Here is a 19,085-nt window from a genome sequence, read left to right as displayed (position 1 = left end):
ACCAGGAAACATATGGCTATGCGGCGTGCCTCGCGCCAGCACCCATCCACCGCCGCGGATCGACCGAAAGCGCCGATTTCTTGTCGAGCGAGGCGCAGAGATCGGCGAGCGCTTCGAGATTGTGCACCGAGCGGAATTCGTCGACATGCGGCAGCATCGCCTTGACGCCTCGGGCGCGCGCCTGAAAACCATCGAAGCGCAACAACGGATTCAGCCATATCAGCCGCCGGCAGGATTTGTGCAGCCGCTCCATCTCTTCCGACAAGCCCATGACGTCGTCGCGCTCCAGCCCGTCGGTGATCAAAAGCACCACCGCGCCCTGTCCCAGCACGCGCCGCGACCATACAAGGTTGAACTCTGCCAGCGTATCGCCGATGCGCGTGCCGCCCGACCAGTCCTTGACCGCCGCCGAGCAGTCGGCAAGAGCAGCATCGGGATCGCGGTGGCGCATCTGCCGGGTCAAATTGGTCAGCCGCGTGCCGAAGACGAAAGTGTGCACGCGCCGGCGCTTTTCCGTCAGCGCATGCAGGAAATGCAGGAAGATGCGCGTGTACTGGCTCATCGAACCGGAAATGTCGGCCAGTACCACCAGCGGCGGGTGGGTTTCGCGGACCGAGCGGAATTTCGGCAGAATCAATTCACCGCCGGTGCGCGCCGCCGAGCGCATCATGGCGCGTGGATCGATGCGGCGGCCGTGCGCATCGGCCTTGAAGCGGCGGGTCCGCACCATGTCGAAAGGCAATCGCAGCTCGGCGATAGCCTTCCTGGCACCGGCCATCTCGGCTGCGTTCATCTGCGCGAAATCCTTGCCCCGCAACACCTCGTTGCCGGAAAAGGTGAAGCGGGCGTCGACTTCGATCTCAGGGACTTCCTGCGGTGGTTGCTTTTTCTGGTGGCCTTCGAACATCGCCTGGCTGACGCGGTTTTCGGCCGCGCGCGGCTTCTGCTTCTGCCTGACGTCGGGGGCCACCGGCGAAAACATCGCCAGCAGCTTTTCGATCAGTTCGCGCGATTTCCAGAACAGCCTGAAGGCTTCGTCGAAGGTGGCGTGATCCTCATGCCGCGAGACCAGCACGGCGTGCAGCGTCCAGTAAAAATCATCGCGCGAGCCGATGCCGGCGACGAGCACCGCCTCGATCGCGTCCTTGACCGAGGCCGGCCCGACCCGCATGCCGGCCTTGCGCAAGGTGCGGGCGAAATAGACGATATTGTCGGCGATCCGCCCGTCCTCGGTCGCCTCTCTGGGGTCGGGACGCGACGCCTTCATTCCCCTACTCCGCCGCCGCGAGCTCGGCCTTGACCTCGTCGAGGATGCGCCGGCCCTCACCCGCACCGATGCGGGCAATGTCGTCCTGGTATTTCAGCAGCACGCCGATCGTGTCGGACACGGTCTCCGGATCGAGCGCCACCTTGTCGAGTTCAGTCAGTGCACCGGCCCAGTCTATGGTTTCGGCGACGCCAGGTACCTTGAACAGCTCGAGCTGGCGCAGCTTCTGGATGAAGGAGACCACTTCGGCCGAAAGCCGCTGGTTGGCCCGAGGCACCTTGCGGCGCACGATCTCCAGCTCGCGTTCCGTATTGGGATAGTCGACCCAGTGATAGAGGCAGCGCCGCTTCAGCGCGTCGTGGATCTCACGCGTGCGATTGGTGGTGATGATGACGATCGGCGGCTCTTCCGCCTTGATCGTGCCGAGTTCAGGCACCGTCACCTGGAAGTCGGAGAGGATCTCGAGCAGGAAGGCCTCGAACGCTTCGTCGGTGCGGTCGAGCTCGTCGATCAGGAAGACCGGGGCCGCGCCCGTCTTGCCGGTCAGCGCATCGAGCACCGGCCGGCGGATCAGGTATTTTTCCGAGAAGACGTTGCGCTCCATGGCGGAGCGCTCGACCTTGCCGGCAGCCTCCTCCATGCGGATTTCTATCATCTGCGCGGCGTAATTCCACTCATAGACGGCCGAGGAGACATCGAGCCCCTCATAGCATTGCAGGCGGATCAGCCGGCGGCCAAGCGCCTCGGCCAACACCTTGGCGATCTCGGTCTTGCCGACGCCGGCCTCCCCCTCGAGGAAAAGCGGCCGTTTCATGCGCAGCGACAGGAAAAGTACCGTTGCCAGCGACCGGTCCGCGACATAGTCCGCGCCGGTCAGGAGATCGAGCGTCTCATCGATCGTCCGCGGCACGGGGCGCGGTTTCAAGTCGCTCATTCTTTCTCCGTGGGTGCGGCCGCCCCACTTTCCAGGACGTGGTAGCCGCGCGCGTGGTAGATCAGCGGCCGCAAATTATCGCCCATGCGAAGGCCTGTCACCTTGCCAAAAAGCACACGATGGGTGGCCAGGTCCTTGGTGTCGATCAACTCGCAATCGAAAACGGCGAGCGCGCCCTTCAGCGTCGGCGCGCCGGTGGAAATCACGTCCCACTCGCCAAGCGCGAAACGCTCTTCGACCGGCAACCCAGTCATACCGGAGAATCCAATCGACAGCGGCTCCTGGTGCGAAGCCAGCGTGTTCAAAGCAAACCTGCCGTTCTTCACGAACGGCTCGTTTTTGGGGTTTTCACGGTTGAGGCAGACCAGGATGGTCGGCGGCGTGTCCGACACGGAACAAGCCGCGATCACCGTCGCGCCACGCTTGCCGGCGGGTCCGTCGGTGGTCACCACATGAACGTGACCGGCAAAATGGCTCATCGCGTCGCGATAGGCCTGCGGTCCAATATCGTTTATCTTCAGCACTGGAGATTTCCACAGCCAAAACCTGAACTGTTATATATGGCCAGACATCACATGCCACAAGCGAAGTGCTTGGCCCATATCCGGAATTCGCGTGTTGCACCAAGGCCGGACAGCCTTTAGGTCTTGGCGGGAATTGGCGCCCGCGCGCGGGCTTGGAGGGACGGTTCGGCAGGATGCGATCCGGGGGAACGATATCCATCGCACTGGCCTGGCTGTTGCTGACCGGTGCCGCCGGCGCCCAGACGCTCACGATCGGCGTCGCCGCGCCCCTGTCGGGACCATCGGCCATCCTCGGCAAGCAGATCGAGGCCGGCGCCCGGCTGGCGGCAGAGGCGAACGGCATCCACTTCAAGACCGTGGATGACGCCTGCACCGGCAACGGCGGCGCCTTGGCGGCCAGCGAGTTCGTGGCAGCCAAGGTCAATGTCGTGATCGGCTTCCTCTGCACGGAGGCTATCGAAGCGGCGATGCCTGTCCTGAAGGACGCCAATATCCCGGTCATCACCATCGGCGTGCGAACCGAAAGCCTGACCGACCGCCGCGCCAAGACCGGCTGGCCGGTATATCGCTTGGGACCACGCGGCGACGATGAGCGCAACGCTGTCGCCTCTAACCTCACCCGGCTGTGGCGTGACGAACTGTTCGCCATCATCGATGACGGCACCATCTATGGCCGCGAGATCGCCGAGACATTTCGCGCGGCGGCCGAGCAGGCAGCGCTGAAACCGGTCTTCGTCGACACGTTCCGGCCGCAGCTCGACAACCAGATCGGCCTGGTGGGGCGGCTGAAAAAGGCCGGCGCCACGCATGTTTTTGCCGGCGGCGACGGCGACGACATCGCCATCATGGGGCGCGATGCCGCCCAGCTCCAGACGGGCATCGTCCTCGCCGGCGGCGAAAACCTGCGCACGCCGCCCGGCGACGTGCCTTATGCAACGGGCACCCTGATGATCGCGCCGCCCGAATGGGCCGATGTCGCGGACCCTAAAGTTCTGGAGAGCTTCTCCGCGCAAAAGATCGTGCCGGATGGCTACACCTTGCCGGCCTATGCGGCGGTCGAGATCGCCAAGGCGGCGACGGCGGACGCTGCTGGCTCCGGCAAACCACTGACCGATGCGCTCACCGGGCATGATTTCACGACGGCGATCGGGCCCGTCCGCTTCGACGCCAAGGGCGACCTCAACCAGAGCCCCTACCGTGTCTTCCGCTTCGACGGCACCCGGTTCGTGCCCTTGGAAAACAACTGATGTTCCGCACCGGTCCGCGCAATCTCATATCAGACGTTGCCGGCCTGCGCGTCGGCAATGCTTCCGATGCCAGGCTTAACTCCGGTGTGACGACCGTCCTTTGCGACGAGCCGGCGGTGGCGGGTGTGCAAATCCTTGGCGGCGCGCCTGGGACCCGCGAGACGGATCTGCTGGAACCGCACAATTCCGTGGAGACAATCCATGCGGTTGTGCTGTCGGGCGGTTCGGCCTTCGGCCTCGATGCTGCGTCCGGCGTGCAGGCCGCGCTGCGCGAACGCGGCATCGGCTTCGAGGTGGGCGGCTTCCGGGTGCCGATCGTTCCGGCGGCGATCCTGTTCGACCTGCGCAATGGCGGCGACAAGGACTGGGGCCGCTATCCGCCCTATCGCGACCTTGGCTACGAGTCGGTACAGGCAGCCGCCGTCGATTTCCAACTTGGCACGGCCGGCGCCGGTACCGGTGCACTGACGTCGGGGCTGAAGGGTGGCCTGGGTTCCGCCTCGACGTTGCTGGACAATGGCGTCACCATCGGCGCGCTGGCGGCCGTCAACCCAACCGGATCGGTCACCGTCGGCCGCACCCGCTATTTCTGGGCGGCGCCCTTCGAAATCGGCGATGAATTCGGCGGGCTCGGTTATCCCTCGCCCATGCCCGACGACGCAAAGCGGATCTTGCTGAAATACCGCGACAAGGATCACGGGCGGCAGATGGAAAGCGGCGGCAACACGACCATCGCCATCATCGCGACAGACGCGGTCCTCACCAAGGCCGCCGCGAAACGCCTGGCGATTTCGGCGCATGACGGCTTCGTGCGCGCCATCTGGCCGACGCACACGCCGGCCGACGGCGACCTGGTGTTCGCGCTGGCCACCGGCAGGAGCGGGGTCGAACTGACCGCCGACGCAGCGGTCGATCTCTATGCCGCGGCCGGCGCCACCATGGCGCGGGCCATCAGCCGTGGTGTGTTTGCCGCGACGCCAGCGGGCAACGATCTGTTTCCCGTCTGGTCGTCGCGCCTGGGCTAAAGCCTTCGATCAAACCGGATCGGATTTTTCTTCTTCGAACGTCACCGCGACATCCGAATTCGCGGACAACCAAACCTTCTTGCCATCGACCTCGGCAACCAAGGCCAGGGAAACATAATGGTGATGGCCCTTGTGAGCGCCCTCGCCGCTGTCGGCCCTGGTCAGCTTGATGCGCTGGCCCTCGACCTTGTCGACGGTGCCGATATGCACGCCATCGGCGCCGACGACTTCCATGTGCTCACGAATTTTGCTGGTGTCGGTCATGTCAGGTTCTCCATTGGGGTGGTTGCCATTGGGATTGCCGACAATAACAAATGACGAGCGGATTGGATGCATCGGCTTTGGCCCGCACGACGCTTTGATTGGGCAATCAACCGCGTCCAATCTCCTCTAAGGTCCATGCGCCCGCCTTCACTCGCCTGGGGAATCCGGCTCTATTTCCGCTTGACCGGCCTCTGGTTTGCGCAGCAGCAACGTTGAGCATTTTGCCCGCCTCTGTTAGGACGCGACCAATGCAACGCGAAGCTGGAAATCGATCCATATGATCCCTCGCTACTCCCGGCCAGAAATGGTCGCCATCTGGTCGCCCGAAATCCGGTTTCGCATCTGGTTCGAAATCGAGGCCCATGCCTGCGACGCGCTGGCCGAACTGGGCGTCATCCCCAAGGAAGCGGCTAAGACCATTTGGGAAAAGGGAAGCGCGGCGGAATTCGACGTCGACAAGATCGATGCGATCGAGCGCATCACCAAGCATGATGTCATCGCCTTCCTCACCCATCTTGCCGAATTCGTCGGGCCCGACGCGCGCTTCATCCATCAGGGCATGACGTCCTCGGACGTGCTCGACACCTGCTTTGCGGTGCAACTCACCCGTGCCAGCGACATCCTGCTCGCCGACATCGACACGTTGCTCGCAGCGCTCAAGCGCCGCGCCTTCGAGCACAAGGACACTGTCACCATTGGACGCAGCCACGGCATCCATGCCGAGCCGACCACCTTCGGCATCAAGCTGGCGCAGGCCTACGCCGAATTCTCGCGCTGCCGCGAGCGGCTGGTGCACGCGCGCGAAGACATTGCCACCTGTGCAATTTCAGGGGCGGTCGGCACCTTCGCCAACATCGAGCCCTATGTCGAGGAACATGTGGCCCAAAAGCTGGGACTGAAGCCGGAACCGGTGTCGACGCAAGTGATTCCGCGCGATCGCCACGCCATGTTCTTCGCCACGCTCGGCGTCATCGCCTCGTCGATCGAGCGGCTGGCGATCGAGGTCCGGCATTTGCAACGCACCGAAGTGCTGGAAGCGGAAGAGTATTTTTCGCCGGGCCAGAAAGGCTCGTCGGCGATGCCGCACAAGCGCAACCCGGTGCTGACCGAAAACCTCACCGGCCTTGCCCGCATGGTGCGTTCCATGGCGTTGCCGGCGATGGAGAACGTGGCGCTCTGGCACGAACGCGACATCTCGCATTCCTCGGTCGAGCGCATGATCGGCCCGGACGCCACGGTGACGCTCGATTTCGCGCTGTCGCGCCTGACCGGCGTCGTCGATAAGCTGGTCGTCTATCCCGAGAACATGCTGAACAACATGAACAAGTTCCGCGGCCTGGTGCATTCCCAGCGCGTGATGCTGGCGCTGACGCAGGCCGGCCTGTCGCGTGAGGACTCCTACCGGCTGGTGCAACGCAACGCCATGAAAGTATGGGAACAAGGCGCTGATTTCCTTGAGGAACTCCTTGCCGACAAGGAAGTGACAGCCGCGCTGCCGGAGGCGCAAATCCGCGAGAAATTCGACCTGGGCTACCACACCAAGCACGTCGACACGATTTTCAAGCGGGTGTTCGGAGAGGCGTGAGTACAGCTTCTTTCTCCCCATACCGGGAGAAGGTGCCGGCAGGCGGGGCGGCACCGACTTCGGCGATGAACCCTCGTCGGCTTCGACAATCTCAAGAATTGCCCTCATTGCCCTGCCGGGTCTTTCTCCCCGTATAGATGGGGAGAAAGACGCTCGCGCCGACGCTTTCGCCAATCAAGCCTTGCCGGGAACAGTCCTGATCACCGTGCCCCAGGGGTCCTCGCGGGTCGTTTCGCTGCTCACATTATCCGAACGCATCTCTACCCAGGCGAGGCCCGAACGGGCCGGGTCGCGGCGGCCGGCGCCGGCGCTATGCCAGGCATTGACGCCGATGTGGTGGTGGTAATGGCCTGACGACAGGAACACCGCCTGGCCGCCGTATTTGGCCACCGTGTCGAATCCGAATTCCTGGTTCCACCAGGCTTCGGCCTCTTCCGGCCTGCCAACGCGCAGGTGGACATGGCCGACGATGCTGTTTTCCGGCGCACCCTGCCAACCCGCATCGCCGGCCGGCACTTCGGCAACGACAGACGGAATGTTCATCCGCTCGGTCGCCATGGCGATCTTGTCGCCGTTCCATTTCCAATCCCGCGGGCGGCGGTCGGCATAGATTTCGATGCCGTTGCCCTCGGGGTCGGTCAGGTACAGCGCTTCGCTGACCAGATGGTCCGAAGCGCCCTCGATAGCGATCTTGTCCGAGATGGCGTGGTTGATCCAGCGTCCGAGATCGGCACGGCTGGGCAGCAGGAAAGCCGTATGAAACAGGCCGGCGCTGCGCGGATCGTCCGGTTTGGCAGAGGTGTCCGGCTCAAGCACCAGCAGCGGACGGCTGCCGGCGCCGAGCGTGATCGCGCCTTCGGCACGGCTCAGTTCCTGCAGTCCCACGACTTTACGATAATAGGCGGCAAGACTTTCGGCATCACGCGCCTTCAGGCCGACGCGGGCGACGCTCACCGGCGTGGTGGCGGCAAATGGCAGTTCGCTCATCATTGTCTCCGTTGCGGCGACGTTTCGCGAAGTTCCCAAAGCCAGGGCCCCGGCGCCGCCGATCATTGTTCGTCGTGTCAGCGCCAAATCCCGGTCCCTCCACGGCTGTTTCTTTCCCGACAGAGATCGTCGATCGCCATCGTTCACACAAGACCGCGAAAAGCAAACATGGTGTTCACCATTGCGAGCGTGAGCGCATCCATCAATGGTTGCATCAGACAATCGCGCTCGCTATCTCAGCGCCATGAAAGTCAAGGACGCAGATATTCTGATCATTCCCGGATACACCAATTCCGGGCCCGAGCATTGGCAGACCCGCTGGCAATCGAAGCTGTCGACGGCGCGGCGCGTGGAACAGGCGGAGTGGTCTAAGCCGGTGCGTGAGGACTGGACGGCGAGCGTGGCCAAAGCGGTCAACGAGGCGCAGAGACCTGTCGTCCTCGTCGCTCACTCACTGGGAGTGGCCGCGGCCGTACAAGCCATTCCGCAATTTCAGAAGCCGGTCGCCGGCGCCTTCTTCGTGGCACCGCCCGACGTCGCCAATCCCAAGATCAAGCCAAGGCATCTGATGACCTTCGGCCCTTATCCGCGCGAGCCGCTGCCGTTTCCCTCCATCTTGATCGCCAGCCGCAACGATCCCTTTTGTCCCTTCGATGTCGCCGAGGACATCGCCGGCGCCTGGGGCTCACTGTTCATCGACGCCGGCGAGACCGGTCATCTCAGCGAGGATTCAGGCTTCGGCCCATGGCCAGAAGGCTCGATGACCTTTGCCAAGTTCTTGACGGATCTGAAGGTTTAGCCTCCGCGGTCGCGGGCCCGTCAGGCGTCAATCGAATCCTTGATGCCCTTGAGCAAGGTCCTTGCTCCCAGCGAAATCAGCGCGTGTTCGGATCCGGTGGCCAGCAGGCGGTAGCCCATCGACACGACGCGGCCGGCAATGGCCGGTTCGATGACGTAGATCGCGGCGTGTTTGCCAGCCTTGCGGGTGCGTTCGGCGATCGAAGCCACGGTTTCCATCATGCTTTCGAGCGTCGAATTGACGGTCGTGCCGTTCGACCACGCGATCGAGAAATCCGATGGGCCGAGGAAAATGCCGTCGATACCTGGCGTATCGAGAATGCCGTCGAGCGCGTCGAGCGCGGCACGCGTTTCGACCATGGCGAAGGCCATGGTGCGCTGGTTGGCATCGCGCAGCCAATCGGCTTGGTTGCCCTTGCCGTGACGAGGAAAGGCGTAGGTCGGCCCCCAGGAGCGCTCGCCGAGCGGCGGGTATTTCATGGCGGCGGCAAACATTTTTGCGTCGGCCACCGAATTGACCATCGGCGCAATGACCGCTTCGGCGCCGAAATCAAGCGCCCGGCTTGCCATGTCGAAGCGGCCGACGGGAATGCGCACCAGCGCCGGCTTGCCGGTGGCGAGCACCGGGGCGAGACCGCGCAGCACGCTGTCCTCGTGATGACCGCCATGCTGCATGTCGAGCGTGACGGCATTGAAGTCCTGCCTGGCGAGGATCTCCACGGTCAACGCGTCCGGCACGCCGGACCAGGCGGTGACCAGCGTTTCATCGGCGGCAAGACGGGACTTCAGCGACATCTAATCTCTTTCCTTGTTAGCGTCGGCAGTTTCAGCCGGAAACCGCCGCAAAGGCAAAGAAAAACCGCCCGGATCGGCCGGGCGGTCGATTGGTCCAGTAAGAGGCCGGATCAGGTGTTCCTGATCTGCTCGATCGCCTGCGCCATCAGTTCATCCATGGTGCGGCGGATCTGGTGATCGGACTGCTCGACGCCGGCGGCGTCGAAATCCTTGCGGATCTTGCGGAATACGTCATGGTCGCCGGCTTCCTCGATATCGGAAACAACCACTTCCTTGGCGTAGGCGTCGGCGTCGGCACCGGATTTTCCGAGCTTTTCGGCGGCCCACAGACCAAGCGCCTTGTTGCGCCGCGCCGAAGCCTTGAACCGAAGCTCCTCGTCGAATGCAAATTTGCGCTCGAAGCCCTCTTCGCGGTCTTTCATGCTGCTCATGGAGTCCCTCCGGGTCAAATCCGATTCGTTGGCAGGTGAATATGTGTTGCCGAAGCACAAACCAAAAGGTCGCGGGCCGGTCAATATGCTTCGTCATATGCTGCGCTGCGGCATTTCAGTCCCGAAAGCGGTTGATTGGAAGGATTTGCCGATTGAGCAAACGGTGTGATTGGGATAGACCCGGCATTGAACGTCACCGTCGCCGCATTAATTCAGGCGGACGGACAGGAAGTGGTCGCTTGCCGCCTGCCCGCAAATCCAGAGAAAAATTCAAATGAAAAATCGCCGCCGCATTTATGAAGGCAAGGCCAAGATCCTCTATGAGGGACCCGAGCCGGGCACGCTGATCCAGTTCTTCAAGGACGACGCAACCGCGTTCAACAAGAAGAAACACGAGGTCATCGACGGCAAGGGCGTGCTCAACAACCGCATTTCCGAATACATATTCAATCATTTGAACCGCATGGGCATTCCGACCCACTTCATCCGCCGGCTCAACATGCGCGAGCAGCTGATCAAGGAAGTCGAGATCATCCCGCTCGAAGTGGTGGTGCGCAATGTCGCCGCCGGTTCGCTGTCCAAGCGCCTCGGCATCGAGGAAGGCACCGTTTTGCCGCGCTCGATCATCGAATTCTACTACAAGGCCGACGCGCTCGACGATCCGATGGTTTCGGAAGAGCACATCACGGCGTTCGGCTGGGCAAGCCCACAGGAAATCGACGACGTCATGGCGCTCGCCATCCGCGTCAACGATTTCCTCTCCGGCCTGTTCATGGGCGTCGGCATCCAGCTGGTCGACTTCAAGATCGAGTGCGGCCGCCTGTTCGAGGGCGACATGATGCGCATCGTCGTGGCCGACGAGATTTCGCCGGACTCCTGCCGCCTGTGGGACGTGGCAACGCAGGACAAGCTCGACAAGGACCGTTTCCGCCGCGACATGGGCGGCCTCGTGGAGGCCTATCAGGAAGTCGCCCGCCGCCTCGGCATCATGAACGAGAACGAGCCGCCGCGTCCGACCGGCCCGGTGCTTGTCGCCTCGACCGACGGCCTCAAAGGCAAGCCGCACTGATAGCGGCTTGCGCCCCAACATTCAGAACAGGAGCATGTCCAGCGTGATCAAGGCCCGCATTACCGTCACCCTCAAGAACGGCGTTCTGGACCCGCAAGGCAAGGCAATCGAACACGCACTGTCAGGGCTGGGCTTCGATGGCGTCGGCGCGGTGCGGCAAGGCAAGGTGTTCGACGTCGAACTGGCGGAAAGCGACAAGGCCAAGGCCGAAGCCGACCTCAAGGCCATGTGCGACAAGCTGCTGGCGAATACGGTGATCGAGAATTATAGTGTGACGCTTACCTGAGGTTGTGTCGGAGGCAATATGCCGGAAGTGAATGAGTTGATGTTCGAGCTGCTGAAATGCGTGCATCACGAAATTGGTGAACTTCGTCAGGATGTTCCGAGACGAAACGGGAATTGAGTGTTATGCGGGGTCATGTGGTGGCAACGCAAAGTAACATCTATGGCATTTTCGCCCGCCAGGATGATCGATTTGAACGCATAGAACGCCGTCTCGACCCGCGCGAACTTGCCGAAGCTCAGAGGCCTTACGAACCAAAATGAAATCAGCTGTCGTCCTCCTGCCTGGCCTCAATCGCGACCGCGACATGATTGCGGCGCTGACCAAGATTTCCGGACAGGCGCCGGCAACCGTCTGGCAGACCGACACAGAAATCCCCGATGTCGACCTGATCGCCATTCCGGGCGGTTTCTCCTTCGGCGACTATCTGCGCTGCGGCGCGATCGCGGCACGCATGCCGGTGATGCGGGCGGTCGCCGAAAAGGCTGCCAAGGGCGTCATGGTCATCGGCGTCTGCAACGGTTTCCAGATCCTGGTCGAGGCGGGACTGCTGCCCGGTGCGCTGATGCGCAACACCTCGCTGAAATTCGTCTGCCGGCAAGTCAAGCTCGAGATCGCCAACGCCAACACCATGTTCACCCGCCGCTACCAGCCGGGCCAGATCATCCGCTCGCCGGTTGCGCATCATGACGGCAATTACTTTGCCGACGCCGACACGCTTGCCCGTCTCGAAGGCGAAGGCCAGGTGGTGTTCCGCTATGCCGAAGGCACCAATCCGAACGGCTCGATCAACGACATTGCCGGCATCGTCAATGAACAAGGCAACGTGCTTGGCCTGATGCCGCATCCCGAGAACCTGATAGAAGCAGCGCATGGCGGCAATGACGGAAGGGCGCTGTTCGAAGGCGCCCTGGGCATTGCCGCTTGAAGTTTGCAACCGCAACCTTAAGAATTGCGGTAATTCAAAATCATGGCGTGAGGGAGAGACGGTCATGAAACTCTATTCGCGGCCGTTGTCGCCCTACTCTTCGATTGTGCGGGCACTGGCCTATATCAAGGACGTGCCGCTCAAGATCATCGCGCCGCCCCCGGGTTTTCCGATCCCCGAAGAGTTTCGCGCCATCTCGCCGATGAACCGGATTCCGGTTCTGATCACCGGCTCGGGCGAAACGATCGTCGAATCGGTGGTCATCGCCGAATATCTTGAGGAGCGGTTTCCCGAACCGGCGCTGTTGCCGCCCGATTCGAAGGACCGCGCGCTGGTGCGCATGTTCGCCCGCATCACAGATCTCGATGTGCTGACGCCGACGATGAAGCTTTTCGAGCTGCATTTCGTGCCGAAGCGCAACACTGCCGAGATCGACGCCCAATTCGCCCGTCTCCACCATGGGCTGGCGGCCATCGAGGCACGCATGGCGCAAGGCCCCTTCGCGCTCGGTAGCGACATCAGTTTCGCCGATGCCTGGCTGACGCCGACGCGGTTCATCCTCAACAATTTCCGCGCCATGACAGGCCGCCACGACTTGCTCGACGCCTATCCCAAATTCGATGCCTATGAGCAGATCGCCTCGCAGCACCCCGCATTGTCCAGGGTGTGGGGCGAGATGATCGACGGCCTCAAGATGTCTCTATCCGAACTTGAAATGGGTGCCGCTTGATCAAGACGAGGACGATTGCCATCGTCGCCGCGGCGGGGTTTGCGTTGGCATCGTGCCAGTCGAGCCCCAAGAGCACGCCTTTGCCGTCGGGCAAAAGTGCCGCGCTGCTGGCGATGGAACAAGTGGCGATATCGGCCCACAAATGCTGGATCGCCAGCAAGGACCCGGCTTTCAAGCAGTATCAGATGGCCAATGAGTTGAACTCGTTCAGCGGCCAGCCGCGCTTCCTTCTGGTGCCGGCCAAGCACTATGGCGGCAAACCGCTGCTGGTCGTGCAGGCGCAGGGGAATTCAAGTCATGTCGACGTCTTCGGACCGTTGATGAACGACCCGCTTGGCGCGCGCATCAGCTCGGATGTCGCGCGCTGGCAGGCGGGCAATCCGGCCTGCGCAGCCACCGCCTGAGCCAGCCATGGGCCGGTTCCTGCAGACCGCAGGGTTGGTAGTTGGCCTGATAGCGCTTGCCCTGCAGTTCTCGATCACCATTCCAGCGTCGATGGAAGCGGGCCGCGGCCTGTTTGGATCGATCGTGTTCTATTTCAGCTTCTTCACCATCCTGACCAACATTGGCGCCGTACTGGTTCACACCTCGCTGTTGTCATCCAACGGCCATGTGTGGCTGCCGGCCTTTGCCGGACCACGGATGCGCGCGGGCGTCGCGGTTTCGATCACCTTGGTCTTCATTGTCTATGCCACCCTGCTGGCGCGGCTCTGGCAGCCACAGGGCCCGTTCCTGCTTTGCGACGTCCTGCTGCACTACGTGACGCCGGTGCTGTTCGTGCTGTGGTGGCTGACGTCAGGCGCCGACGGCAAAACGAGATGGAGCGATATTTCCTGGTGGGTTGTCTATCCCATCGCCTATCTGGCCTATGCGCTGGCGCGGGCGCCGGTGGCGGGCGAGGTGCCCTACCCCTTCCTCGATATCGCCAGGAATGGCGTTGAGAGCGTCACTATAGCGGCGCTCGCCATCACCGCGCTGTTCGTGGCGATATGCGTCGTCGCCATTTTCGTCGATCACGGCGTCGGACGCCTCAGGAGCAAAGGCATCCGATAGACCGGTCCCTATTCCCAGAGCGGCTTGATGCCTTCGCGGTGAGCGTCGCAGCGCGAGATGCCGATATCCTTGAGTTGATCGTCGGTCATCTCCAGCAGTGCCAGCCGGCCGCGCCGGCGCTCCAGCAGATGGTCGATCCATTTCGCCAGCGACCTGATCACTTGCACCAGTCGGCCGGCGAAGCGGCGCTGCCCGGACGGGCGTGCAGGCTGGCCGAGCAATTCGGTTCTGGAGTGGCGGAATGTTCCGATTGTATCCATTTTCTTTCTGCCAAATATCAATTGCACCCTTTTTAGCGCGCTATTGATATGTATTGACTCCCGAAACGGTGCAATATAGAAAATTGTCACCATGACAAATTGGGTTCCAGATCTCACGGGTTCAGGTCCGCTGTATCAGCGCCTCGCAGACGCCATTGAAGCGGATATCGACCGGGGTGTGATCGGGGCCGGGGCAAAGCTGCCACCACAGCGCGACCTCGCCTACGACATCGGCGCCACGGTCGGCACGGTCGGCCGGGCCTACCAATTGCTGCGTGAGCGCGGTCTTGTCAGTGGCGAGGTCGGACGGGGGACCTATGTGCTGGGAGAGAACGTTGGCGTTACAGAGCCAGAGGAGCCCGACACCAGTGTCGAAGGCACGCGTTATGCCGATGCCCCCAAGGGCAAGCTGCGTTTCGACAGCACGGCGGCCCCTGACATGGGCCAGGGCGCCATTGTTGCCGACGTCCTCTCGCGCGCCGCGCAGGACCATCCGCATGAGATTTCGAGCTACACGCGCGATTTCCCGGATCGCTGGTACGAAGCCGGCGCCCGGTGGCTGTCACGGAACGCCTTCCGGCCAGCGGTCGACACAATCGTCCCCACTCTCGGCACTCATGCCGCGGTGATGGCCGCGATCGCGGCCCTCACCACGCCCGGCGACTATGTCGCCTTCGAGCACCTCACCTACTCGCAGATTTCCCGCAGCGCCGGCCTGATAGGCCGGCGCACCGCGCTGGTGGCATCGGATGATGAAGGCCTTGATCCAGCGGATTTCGAACGTGTCTGCGCGCAAAAGCATCCCAAGATGATATTTCTGATGCCAACGGCGCAGAATCCGACCTTGGTGACCTTGTCGTCGGCGCGCCGTGAGGCGATCGCGCGTGTCGCCCGTGAATACAACGTCATCCTGATCGAGGATGACCTCTACGGCCATCTGACCGACGACCCGACACCACTGCTTGCCGAATTTGCGCCTGAACGCACCATCATTGCCGGTGGCTTGTCGAAATCGGTCGCGGCCGGCCTGCGTGGCGGCTGGCTCTCCTGCCCGCCTGCCTATCGCCACCGCATCCGGGTCGCCCACAAGATGATGACCGGCGGCATGCCATTCCTGTTGGCGGAGGTGAATTCCCGGCTGGTGCTTTCCGGTCAGGCCAGCGAAATCCGCAGACGCAGCATCGCGGAGATCAGCGCCCGCATGGCCATAGTGCGCGAACGCTTGACAGGCTTCTCATTCAAATCGCACGACAAAGTGCCGTTCGTCTGGCTCACCCTGCCCGATCCCTGGCTTTCCGGCACGTTCAAGAATGCCTGCCTGGAGCATGGCGTGCTGATCGACGATGAGGATGAGTTCAAGGCGGGGCGCTCGGAGCGGGTTTTTCATGGGGTGCGGTTCGGCGTCTCGCAGCCGAAGCGGCGCGAGGATATTGCCGGCGGCGTCACGGTGATCAGGCGGCTGCTGGACGAGGGCCGCGCAGGCTACGACAGTTTTTCCTGAGCCATTCGCGGCCACCCGCCCCTGCTAGCCTCGAGACGCCGCCTTCGCGAAACCGAGACTTGTCAGAACCGGATCGGATCAGCCTTCGGCCTTGAAGTTCTTGGCTTCCTTCTCGGCCTTGTCCTTGCCGTGCTTTTCAGCCAATTCCTTGGCTTGCCGGGGTGAAACGTCGGTGGTCTCCGCGATGTGGAGAGCCTCCTTGTCCGAGAGGCGATTGTTGTTCTTGCCTTGCTTGGTAGCCATCGTGCTGTCTCCTGAGTGATAGGAATCTAACGGCTGGGACACCATGGCGTTCCCCATTTGGCTTTGTGGGAGCTTCAATCGCTGGCCTGGCGCCTCTCATTGCTCACGAGAGAGCCTGCCGCGATCCATCGTGGTCATCACCCTGTTGCTTTCTGCCTTTTTCCTCAGCCGACGGGTGTATCGACCGCAAAGCTTGCGATAAGAGGAGACTCAAAATCCCTGCTCCATGGACATAAATCGCCGCCCATGACCATTTCCAATTCCGTGCCGATCACATCAGAGCTCATCGCCGCGCATGGGCTGAAACCCGATGAGTATCAGCGCATCCTCGACCTCGTCGGACGCGAACCGAGCTTTACCGAACTCGGGATCTTCTCGGCAATGTGGAACGAGCACTGCTCCTACAAATCCTCGAAGAAATGGCTGCGCACCTTGCCGACCACCGGTCCGCAGGTCATCCAGGGCCCGGGCGAGAATGCCGGCGTGGTCGACATCGGTGATGGCGACTGCGTCGTCTTCAAGATGGAAAGCCACAACCACCCCTCCTTCATCGAGCCTTATCAGGGTGCGGCGACCGGCGTCGGCGGCATCTTGCGCGACGTCTTCACCATGGGCGCGCGGCCGATCGCGGCCATGAACGCGCTGCGCTTCGGTGCTCCCGACCATCCCAAGACCAGGCATCTCGTCGCCGGAGTGGTTTCCGGTGTCGGCGGCTACGGCAATGCCTTCGGCGTGCCGACGGTCGGCGGCGAGGTCAATTTCGACGCTCGCTACAACGGCAACATCCTGGTCAATGCCTTTGCCGCGGGCCTTGCCAAGACGGACGCCATCTTCCTGTCAGAGGCAAAGGGGGTCGGCCTGCCGGTCGTCTATCTCGGTGCCAAGACCGGCCGCGACGGTGTCGGCGGCGCCACCATGGCCTCGGCCGAGTTCGACGACAAGATCGACGAGAAGCGCCCGACCGTGCAGGTCGGCGATCCCTTCACCGAAAAATGCCTGCTCGAGGCCTCTCTCGAACTGATGGCCTCGGGCGCGGTCATCGCCATCCAGGACATGGGTGCGGCCGGCCTTACCTGTTCGGCGGTCGAGATGGGCGCCAAGGGCGACCTCGGGATCGAGCTCGACCTCGACAAGGTGCCGGTGCGCGAAGAGCGCATGAGCGCCTACGAGATGATGCTGTCGGAAAGCCAGGAGCGCATGCTGATGGTGCTGCGCCCCGAAAAGGAAAAGGAAGCCGAGGCGATCTTCCACAAATGGGGCCTCGACTTTGCCATCGTCGGCAAGACCACGGACGATCTGCGCTTCCGCGTGCGGCACCAGGGCGACGAGGTCGCCAACCTGCCGATCAAGGACCTTGGCGACAAGGCACCGGAATACGATCGCCCGTGGGTCGAGCCGAAGAAGCCTGCGCCGCTTGCCGCCAACGATATCCCGCAAGCCGACCTCGCCGATGCGCTGCTGAAGCTGCTTGGCGGACCGGACCTGTCTTCGCGTCGCTGGGTGTGGGAACAATACGACACGCTCATCCAGGGCAATTCGCTGCAGCTTCCGGGCGGCGATGCCGGCGTGGTGCGCGTCGAGGGACATCCGACCAAGGCGCTGGCCTTCTCCTCCGACGTGACGCCGCGCTACTGCGAAGCCGATCCCTATGAGGGCGGCAAGCAGGCCGTCGCCGAATGCTGGCGCAACCTGACCGCCACGGGCGCGCTGCCGCTCGCCGCCACCGACAATCTCAATTTCGGCAATCCCGAACGGCCAGAAATCATGGGCCAGCTGGTCGGCGCGGTGAAAGGCATTGGCGATGCCTGCCGGGCGCTGGGTTTCCCAATCGTGTCGGGCAACGTCTCGCTCTACAACGAGACCAACGGCCAGGGCATCCTGCCGACACCGACCATCGGCGGCGTCGGCCTGATATCGGACTGGTCGAAGATGGCGCGGATCGGTTTCGCCGCGGAAGGCCAGATGATCCTGCTGGTGGGCGCGCCGGCTTCCTGGGGAACGCATCTTGGCCAGTCGGCGTATATGCGCGATATCCACGGCCGCAGCGATGGCCCGCCTCCGCCGGTCGATCTCGAGCACGAGAAGCGCGTCGGCGACCATGTGCGCTCGTTGATCGCGTCCGGCGTCGTCACGGCGGCGCATGACGTCTCCGACGGCGGCATCGCGGTGGCGCTGGCCGAAATGGCGATGGCGTCCGGCATCGGCGCGACCGTTCCCGGACTGGTCGGTACCGATCCGATCCCGGTCTGGTTTGGCGAAGACCAGGGCCGCTATCTCCTGACGCTGTCGATCGATCCCCATGGCGATGAATGGGACGCTATTCGCAAGCAGCAGGGCGAACTCGGCATCTTCGCGCCGTGGATCGGCTCGACGGGCGGCAACGCGCTGAAGCTCGGCGATGCCAGGGCAATCCCGGTCAGCGATCTGACCGCCGCCCATGAAGGCTGGTTCCCGCGCTTCATGGACCTGACCAGCTGACGAGAGCATGATCCCGAAAAGTGAAAACCGGTTTTCTCGGACAAACGGAAAGCCGTTTTGTCCAGAGATCCTGCTCAACCATAAGAAAATTGCCCTACGGGCGCTGCTTGCGGTCGTCTTCTGGCCGTCGCTGTTCTTTTTCTGGTGCCTCGGGCCGTTCGTCTTCTTCCTGCTGTCGACGACCTCGAGCGAGGTTTGCCCCAGGCTGGAAACACGCGCCGAGTTTCTCGCCGCGGCCAACGATACGCTTCCGATGCTGGTCCTGCAGAACCTCATCTATGCGGTTCCGGTTGTCTGTCTGGTGCTTTGGAACTGGCTCCTGCCGGAACCAACGCGAGCTAGGCATATCATCACCTGCATCAAGCTTTTCGCCGTCTCGGCTGTTTTGGGAGCCTTGTGGGAGTATGGCTCTTCGCTTGTCTGCGATGGCTACGGCCAGCCGTTCTTCTCGCCCGCCTGGCGGGTGACCAGCTATCTGCCGATCGCCAACCTGGCGGTCAACACCCCGCTTTACGTGCTGGTTTTCAGTCTGGGCCGCGCCTTCTCGATGCGCGAGGACGAGCCGGCGCAGGGGCCGGGTGAAACCATCTCCTGAACACCAACAGAACGAACTCCGGACGGAACCGCTTCAATCCGGATTGGAAAGGCTTTAGGCTCGCCCGACTCTCATCGCATGGGCCGCC

22 protein-coding genes are annotated in these 19,085 nt (G+C 62.6%); 13 read left to right on the top strand and 9 right to left on the bottom strand.

Annotated features, from left to right (window positions below; all coding sequences use genetic code 11):
- Positions 1–16 precede the first annotated feature (16 nt).
- Genes FJ492_RS07340 through FJ492_RS07330 form a run of 3 tightly spaced genes read right to left on the bottom strand, consistent with a single transcriptional unit; the run spans position 17 to position 2,725 of the window.
- Positions 17–1,267, bottom strand: coding sequence for a VWA domain-containing protein (locus tag FJ492_RS07340; RefSeq protein ID WP_140769236.1), 1,251 nt, complete (start codon positions 1,265–1,267; stop codon positions 17–19).
- 4 nt (positions 1,268–1,271) lie between these two features.
- Complete coding sequence (locus tag FJ492_RS07335) at positions 1,272–2,201, bottom strand: MoxR family ATPase (protein ID WP_140506342.1); 930 nt, start codon at positions 2,199–2,201, stop codon at positions 1,272–1,274.
- On the bottom strand, positions 2,198–2,725 hold the full coding sequence (locus tag FJ492_RS07330; protein WP_140506344.1) for a flavin reductase: 528 nt from the start codon (positions 2,723–2,725) through the stop codon (positions 2,198–2,200). The genes FJ492_RS07335 and FJ492_RS07330 overlap by 4 nt, the downstream gene beginning before the upstream one ends.
- A gap of 173 nt (positions 2,726–2,898) precedes the next feature.
- On the opposite strand from FJ492_RS07330, the gene FJ492_RS07325 reads away from it, so the two are divergent.
- Positions 2,899–3,972: an ABC transporter substrate-binding protein gene (locus FJ492_RS07325; protein ID WP_140769234.1), complete on the top strand. Its 1,074-nt coding sequence runs from the start codon at positions 2,899–2,901 to the stop codon at positions 3,970–3,972.
- Positions 3,972–4,997 carry a P1 family peptidase gene (locus tag FJ492_RS07320; protein ID WP_140506347.1) on the top strand — a complete coding sequence of 342 codons (1,026 nt, stop codon included), beginning with the start codon at positions 3,972–3,974 and terminating at the stop codon, positions 4,995–4,997. The genes FJ492_RS07325 and FJ492_RS07320 overlap by 1 nt, the downstream gene beginning before the upstream one ends.
- Positions 4,998–5,006: 9 nt before the next feature.
- Here FJ492_RS07320 and FJ492_RS07315 read toward each other — a convergent pair whose 3' ends face one another.
- On the bottom strand, positions 5,007–5,261 hold the full coding sequence (locus FJ492_RS07315; RefSeq protein WP_140769299.1) for a DUF2171 domain-containing protein: 255 nt from the start codon (positions 5,259–5,261) through the stop codon (positions 5,007–5,009).
- 277 nt (positions 5,262–5,538) lie between these two features.
- Between FJ492_RS07315 and purB the strand changes: the two genes are divergently transcribed.
- Complete coding sequence (gene purB / locus FJ492_RS07310) at positions 5,539–6,846, top strand: adenylosuccinate lyase (protein ID WP_140769232.1); 1,308 nt, start codon at positions 5,539–5,541, stop codon at positions 6,844–6,846.
- 174 nt (positions 6,847–7,020) lie between these two features.
- Here purB and FJ492_RS07305 read toward each other — a convergent pair whose 3' ends face one another.
- Complete coding sequence (locus tag FJ492_RS07305) at positions 7,021–7,833, bottom strand: VOC family protein (RefSeq protein ID WP_140769230.1); 813 nt, start codon at positions 7,831–7,833, stop codon at positions 7,021–7,023.
- Between the two features lie 244 nt (positions 7,834–8,077).
- On the opposite strand from FJ492_RS07305, the gene FJ492_RS07300 reads away from it, so the two are divergent.
- A complete protein-coding gene (locus FJ492_RS07300) occupies positions 8,078–8,632 on the top strand; it encodes an alpha/beta hydrolase (RefSeq protein WP_140749660.1) in 555 nt (184 codons plus the stop codon).
- 20 nt (positions 8,633–8,652) lie between these two features.
- Here FJ492_RS07300 and FJ492_RS07295 read toward each other — a convergent pair whose 3' ends face one another.
- On the bottom strand, positions 8,653–9,426 hold the full coding sequence (locus FJ492_RS07295) for an HpcH/HpaI aldolase/citrate lyase family protein (protein WP_140769228.1): 774 nt from the start codon (positions 9,424–9,426) through the stop codon (positions 8,653–8,655).
- Between the two features lie 110 nt (positions 9,427–9,536).
- Positions 9,537–9,857, bottom strand: a complete 321-nt coding sequence (locus tag FJ492_RS07290) for a DUF1476 domain-containing protein (protein WP_140506359.1) — start codon at positions 9,855–9,857, stop codon at positions 9,537–9,539.
- A 274-nt stretch (positions 9,858–10,131) separates the two neighbouring features.
- On the opposite strand from FJ492_RS07290, the gene purC reads away from it, so the two are divergent.
- The 6 genes from purC to FJ492_RS07255 all read left to right on the top strand — a co-directional run bounded on the left by purC (position 10,132) and on the right by FJ492_RS07255 (position 13,920).
- The gene (gene purC / locus FJ492_RS07285) at positions 10,132–10,926 is read left to right on the top strand and encodes a phosphoribosylaminoimidazolesuccinocarboxamide synthase (protein ID WP_013532127.1); all 795 of its coding nucleotides are present in this window, start codon (positions 10,132–10,134) and stop codon (positions 10,924–10,926) included.
- A 43-nt stretch (positions 10,927–10,969) separates the two neighbouring features.
- Entirely contained in the window at positions 10,970–11,212 is a 243-nt protein-coding gene (purS, locus tag FJ492_RS07280; RefSeq protein WP_013895864.1) for a phosphoribosylformylglycinamidine synthase subunit PurS, read from the top strand.
- 256 nt (positions 11,213–11,468) lie between these two features.
- Positions 11,469–12,137: a phosphoribosylformylglycinamidine synthase subunit PurQ gene (gene purQ, locus FJ492_RS07270; protein WP_015318137.1), complete on the top strand. Its 669-nt coding sequence runs from the start codon at positions 11,469–11,471 to the stop codon at positions 12,135–12,137.
- Between the two features lie 64 nt (positions 12,138–12,201).
- Positions 12,202–12,867 carry a glutathione S-transferase family protein gene (locus FJ492_RS07265; RefSeq protein WP_140769226.1) on the top strand — a complete coding sequence of 222 codons (666 nt, stop codon included), beginning with the start codon at positions 12,202–12,204 and terminating at the stop codon, positions 12,865–12,867.
- Entirely contained in the window at positions 12,864–13,271 is a 408-nt protein-coding gene (locus FJ492_RS07260) for a hypothetical protein (protein ID WP_140715075.1), read from the top strand. Before FJ492_RS07265 ends, FJ492_RS07260 begins: the two co-directional genes overlap by 4 nt.
- A gap of 7 nt (positions 13,272–13,278) precedes the next feature.
- On the top strand, positions 13,279–13,920 hold the full coding sequence (locus tag FJ492_RS07255; RefSeq protein WP_140769224.1) for a Pr6Pr family membrane protein: 642 nt from the start codon (positions 13,279–13,281) through the stop codon (positions 13,918–13,920).
- An 8-nt stretch (positions 13,921–13,928) separates the two neighbouring features.
- Here FJ492_RS07255 and FJ492_RS07250 read toward each other — a convergent pair whose 3' ends face one another.
- Positions 13,929–14,180 carry a DUF1127 domain-containing protein gene (locus tag FJ492_RS07250; protein ID WP_140715079.1) on the bottom strand — a complete coding sequence of 84 codons (252 nt, stop codon included), beginning with the start codon at positions 14,178–14,180 and terminating at the stop codon, positions 13,929–13,931.
- Between the two features lie 91 nt (positions 14,181–14,271).
- Between FJ492_RS07250 and FJ492_RS07245 the strand changes: the two genes are divergently transcribed.
- Positions 14,272–15,681: a PLP-dependent aminotransferase family protein gene (locus FJ492_RS07245; RefSeq protein WP_140715081.1), complete on the top strand. Its 1,410-nt coding sequence runs from the start codon at positions 14,272–14,274 to the stop codon at positions 15,679–15,681.
- A 78-nt stretch (positions 15,682–15,759) separates the two neighbouring features.
- On the opposite strand, the gene FJ492_RS28670 is transcribed toward FJ492_RS07245, so the two are convergent.
- Complete coding sequence (locus tag FJ492_RS28670; RefSeq protein WP_181165979.1) at positions 15,760–15,924, bottom strand: hypothetical protein; 165 nt, start codon at positions 15,922–15,924, stop codon at positions 15,760–15,762.
- Between the two features lie 246 nt (positions 15,925–16,170).
- On the opposite strand from FJ492_RS28670, the gene purL reads away from it, so the two are divergent.
- Entirely contained in the window at positions 16,171–18,402 is a 2,232-nt protein-coding gene (purL, locus tag FJ492_RS07240; protein WP_140769222.1) for a phosphoribosylformylglycinamidine synthase subunit PurL, read from the top strand.
- A gap of 7 nt (positions 18,403–18,409) precedes the next feature.
- Positions 18,410–18,997, top strand: coding sequence for a hypothetical protein (locus FJ492_RS07235; RefSeq protein WP_246675923.1), 588 nt, complete (start codon positions 18,410–18,412; stop codon positions 18,995–18,997).
- Positions 18,998–19,085: the final 88 nt, after the last annotated feature.

This window comes from Mesorhizobium sp. B2-5-4 (assembly GCF_006441095.1).
Classification (GTDB): domain Bacteria; phylum Pseudomonadota; class Alphaproteobacteria; order Rhizobiales; family Rhizobiaceae; genus Mesorhizobium; species Mesorhizobium salmacidum.
This window is presented reverse-complemented; position numbering and strand designations above follow the sequence as displayed.

Coding starts and splice junctions, on each gene's coding strand:
- FJ492_RS07340 (WP_140769236.1), bottom strand. CDS start 1,267: ATGAAGGCGTCGCGTCCCGACCCCAGAGAGGCGACCGAGGACGGGCGG.
- FJ492_RS07335 (WP_140506342.1), bottom strand. CDS start 2,201: ATGAGCGACTTGAAACCGCGCCCCGTGCCGCGGACGATCGATGAGACG.
- FJ492_RS07325 (WP_140769234.1), top strand. CDS start 2,899: ATGCGATCCGGGGGAACGATATCCATCGCACTGGCCTGGCTGTTGCTG.
- FJ492_RS07320 (WP_140506347.1), top strand. CDS start 3,972: ATGTTCCGCACCGGTCCGCGCAATCTCATATCAGACGTTGCCGGCCTG.
- FJ492_RS07315 (WP_140769299.1), bottom strand. CDS start 5,261: ATGACCGACACCAGCAAAATTCGTGAGCACATGGAAGTCGTCGGCGCC.
- purB (WP_140769232.1), top strand. CDS start 5,539: ATGATCCCTCGCTACTCCCGGCCAGAAATGGTCGCCATCTGGTCGCCC.
- FJ492_RS07305 (WP_140769230.1), bottom strand. CDS start 7,833: ATGAGCGAACTGCCATTTGCCGCCACCACGCCGGTGAGCGTCGCCCGC.
- FJ492_RS07300 (WP_140749660.1), top strand. CDS start 8,078: ATGAAAGTCAAGGACGCAGATATTCTGATCATTCCCGGATACACCAAT.
- FJ492_RS07295 (WP_140769228.1), bottom strand. CDS start 9,426: ATGTCGCTGAAGTCCCGTCTTGCCGCCGATGAAACGCTGGTCACCGCC.
- FJ492_RS07290 (WP_140506359.1), bottom strand. CDS start 9,857: ATGAGCAGCATGAAAGACCGCGAAGAGGGCTTCGAGCGCAAATTTGCA.
- purC (WP_013532127.1), top strand. CDS start 10,132: ATGAAAAATCGCCGCCGCATTTATGAAGGCAAGGCCAAGATCCTCTAT.
- purQ (WP_015318137.1), top strand. CDS start 11,469: ATGAAATCAGCTGTCGTCCTCCTGCCTGGCCTCAATCGCGACCGCGAC.
- FJ492_RS07265 (WP_140769226.1), top strand. CDS start 12,202: ATGAAACTCTATTCGCGGCCGTTGTCGCCCTACTCTTCGATTGTGCGG.
- FJ492_RS07255 (WP_140769224.1), top strand. CDS start 13,279: ATGGGCCGGTTCCTGCAGACCGCAGGGTTGGTAGTTGGCCTGATAGCG.
- FJ492_RS07250 (WP_140715079.1), bottom strand. CDS start 14,180: ATGGATACAATCGGAACATTCCGCCACTCCAGAACCGAATTGCTCGGC.
- FJ492_RS07245 (WP_140715081.1), top strand. CDS start 14,272: ATGACAAATTGGGTTCCAGATCTCACGGGTTCAGGTCCGCTGTATCAG.
- FJ492_RS28670 (WP_181165979.1), bottom strand. CDS start 15,924: ATGGCTACCAAGCAAGGCAAGAACAACAATCGCCTCTCGGACAAGGAG.
- purL (WP_140769222.1), top strand. CDS start 16,171: ATGACCATTTCCAATTCCGTGCCGATCACATCAGAGCTCATCGCCGCG.
- FJ492_RS07235 (WP_246675923.1), top strand. CDS start 18,410: ATGATCCCGAAAAGTGAAAACCGGTTTTCTCGGACAAACGGAAAGCCG.